The sequence below is a fragment of the Finegoldia magna genome (genome assembly GCF_018371055.1).
Classification (GTDB): Bacteria; Bacillota; Clostridia; order Tissierellales; family Peptoniphilaceae; genus Finegoldia; species Finegoldia magna_I.
On sequence record NZ_JAGYZD010000184.1, the window covers coordinates 1 to 3,450 of the forward strand.

Below are 3,450 nucleotides of genomic sequence, written 5' to 3' on the forward strand. Positions count from 1 at the left end.
AAAAACTTGGATGCAATCTCACAAGCAAAATAATATGAATAGTATAATTAGTGTAGAAAATTTGAATTTTTCGTATAGAAACGAAAAGTTATTAAGGGATATAAATTTTAATATCGAAAAGGGAGATTTCGTAGGGATAACCGGAGCTAATGGCTCCGGTAAATCTACGTTATTGAAGCTTATTTTAGGTTTCTTAAAAGCAGATAGTGGTGAGATTAAATTTGCTGGAGGGCGCGATAATTTTAGTTTTGGATATGTTCCTCAAAACAACCACGAAAAGAGCATTTCTTTTCCGATAACTGCATGGGAAATCGTGGCTATGAATGTAAGTGATGATGAGAATATGAAAGCTAATGAAAAAATCGAAAATGCGTTGGCTATTGTAGAAATGAAGGATAAGAAAAATTACGACTACAATAAGATGAGCGGTGGTGAGCAAGAAAGGGTCATGATTGCAAAGGCGTTGGCTAACGATCCGCAAATTTTGATTTTCGATGAACCTACTGCGGGACTAGATCAACGAAGCAAAGAAAATTTGTTTGATTTGTTGAAGCATTTGAATAGTCATCATAACATAACTATTTTGGTTGTTACTCATGAGTTGGATTTTACTAAAGATTATTTTAACAGGATTTTTAGATTGGATAATGAATTTGTTGAGGTGAAACATGTTTGAGATGTTTTCTTATGATTTTATGAGAAGAGCTTTTATCGTGGGGATACTAGTGTCAATTATTGTTCCTTTGATAGGAACCTTTGTCGTTAATAAGAAAAACTCCATGGTAGGAGATGCTTTGAGTCACAGTTCCTTAGCTGGTGTTGCCTTGGGACTAATTTTTGGAATAAATCCTGTTATAGCAGCGATTTTCGTATGCGTGATTGCAGCTTTTGGAATAGAAATCATCAGAAAAAACTTTACAAAAAGTTCTGATTTGTCAACTGCGATTGTGATGAGTAGCGGTATAGGACTTGCTGCAATCTTGTCAGATTTTGTTCCTGGCGCTGCGAATTTTCAATCATTTATGTTCGGATCTATTGTAGCTATTCCAGATATTGAATTGTACACAGTAATTATTGTGAGTTTTATTGTTATTGTGACTTATGTGCTATTGTACAAAAAATTAGTGTATATTATCTTTGATGAAGATGGAGCTAGATTGTCTAATATTAACGTAGGACTTATTAATAAAATATTTACTTTTTTAATAGCTATCACTGTTGCTATTGCATCTAGAACTGTTGGTGCACTTATGGTTTCAAGCTTGATGGTTATTCCTGTGTCTTGCGCAATAATGGTATCACATTCTTTTAAAAGAACTGTGATTAATTCGTCGTTATTTGGAGTTTTGTTCACAATTATCGGAATTAATATGTCTTATTATTTTCAATTAAAACCAGGTGGATCAATCGTGTTGACAGGACTTCTAGTTCTTATAATTTTGATGATAGTAAATAAATTTAGAAAAAATAATTAACTGTAAACACTGCATTATAAATTTTGAATTAATTTATTTTGTGGTGTTATTTAGTGTATAAAACGTTGTAATTTGCAATTTTTACAAGTATAATAAAAGGATAGGAGGCGATAGCATGAACAAAATGATTAAAAAAATAATGATATTAACATTGGGAACATTAATACTTACTTTTGGCTTTTTCTTTTTTATAATGCCTTTTAATTTAACTATTGGTGGAATTTCTGGTATTGCGATAAGCTTGAATGCTTTTGTTCCACAAATTCCAACGGGTATTTTCGTTATGATTATGGATACTATTTTGTATATTATAGCGTTTATTATTTTGGGAAAAAGTTTTGGGGTTTTGTCTATATATTGTTCATTTATTTTTGCAAGTTCAACGACGTTACTTGAAATTTTGCTACCAAATTTCAAACCTTTAACTGATGATATTTTGATTAATTTGATTTTTGGAATTATTATTTCAGCTGCTGGTATGGCATTGGTTATCAATCAAGGTGCATCGACTGGCGGTACGGATATTATCGCAATGATAATCAGAAAATATTTTTCGATTGATGTGGGTAAATGTATGCTTGTAGCAGATTTTTTTGTTGTGTTACTTGGTATGTACACTTTCGGAACAAAAAGTGGAATGTATGCTATGCTTGGTATTTGTATCAACTCAATTGTCATTGACAAGGCTATCGCTGGTCTAAATACAAGGGTAAATATGATGATAACGAGCGATAAATACAAGGAAATTAACGCTTATATTATAGATCAAATTTCAAGAGGATCCACTATTTATAAAGCAGTTGGTGGTTTTTCTGATAATGAAAAATTTGTTATTAATACGATTGTTTCAAGAGGAGAGTATATTAAGATTAAAAATTACGTGAAATCTATTGATCCTAAAGCATTCGTATGTATTTCGTATGTCAGTGAAGTGCTTGGTGAAGGATTTACTTACGATCCAGTGGATAATCCAGAGCTTGAAATACTTCCTGGTGGAATGAGTTAGAATGGAGAAGAAATGTATAAATTAGGACAAAGAGAGAATTTAAAAATTGATAAGATAAATACGGAAGTTTTGTTGAAAAAAGACAACGAAAATAGTTTTGTGAGAATGAATGTAGACGAACTTTCCGGAGAAAAAGTTGGCGATGTTGTCGATGTATTTATTTACAATGACAATAAAAAACTTATGGCAACTAAGAAGCAACCTAAGATTGAATTGGGTAAGATTGCAAGACTGGAAGTAAAAGATATTACTAGAATTGGAGCTTTCTTGGATTGCGGTTTAGACAAGGATATTTTGTTGCCGTTTAAGGAACAAACTTCAAAATTAGTAAAGGGTCAAAAATATTTGGTGTATTTGTATATTGATAAGTCGAATAGATTGGCACTTACCATGAGAATTAAAAATTTATTGAAAAACGACAGTGGCTATGTGAAGAACGACTGGGTGGAAGGCGTTATATACAACATAGTGGACGGTTTAGGAGCTTTTGTAGCTGTAGACAATAAATATGAAGGGCTTATTCCTTCAAATGAATTAACGGGCGTTGTGGACCTTGGAGAGGAAGTCAAGTGTAGAGTTACGGATGTTAAGTCTGATGGCAAATTAGATTTGTCATTTTTTGAACCTGCATATAAGCATATATCTTCAGATGCAGATGCAATTATAGAAGAACTTAAAAATTCAGATGGTTTTATCAATTTTAACGATAAGACTGACGCCAATAGAATTAAATCAGCGTTTAATATGTCTAAGTCCAGTTTCAAAAGGGCTGTAGGAAGACTATTAAAAGAAAATATGATACAATTTTATAAAGACGGAATAAAATTAACTAGTAAAGGGAGAGATAATAATGGAAGACAACAAAGATAAAATATTAGCAGTAGTAAATGGTGAAGAAATTAAACAATCAGAAGTTGATAATTTTATTCAAGCTTTAGGTTATAGAGGAGCACAATTCAATAATGAAGA

Annotated in this window: 4 protein-coding genes; all 4 read left to right on the top strand. The window is 31.9% G+C overall.

Translation table 11 applies throughout. The annotated features are described in order from the left end of the window. A partial coding sequence (locus tag KHW44_RS07590; protein ID WP_304067952.1) for a metal ABC transporter ATP-binding protein occupies positions 1–676 on the top strand: 676 nt, incomplete at its 5' end. Further along, on the top strand, positions 669–1,475 hold the full coding sequence (locus KHW44_RS07595) for a metal ABC transporter permease (protein WP_156850006.1): 807 nt from the start codon (positions 669–671) through the stop codon (positions 1,473–1,475). The genes KHW44_RS07590 and KHW44_RS07595, both read left to right, overlap by 8 nt. Before the next feature lie 115 nt (positions 1,476–1,590). Further along, on the top strand, positions 1,591–2,481 hold the full coding sequence (locus tag KHW44_RS07600; protein ID WP_094224799.1) for a YitT family protein: 891 nt from the start codon (positions 1,591–1,593) through the stop codon (positions 2,479–2,481). A gap of 12 nt (positions 2,482–2,493) precedes the next feature. Then, on the top strand, positions 2,494–3,351 hold the full coding sequence (locus KHW44_RS07605) for a S1 RNA-binding domain-containing protein (RefSeq protein ID WP_304067959.1): 858 nt from the start codon (positions 2,494–2,496) through the stop codon (positions 3,349–3,351). Positions 3,352–3,450 lie beyond the last annotated feature (99 nt).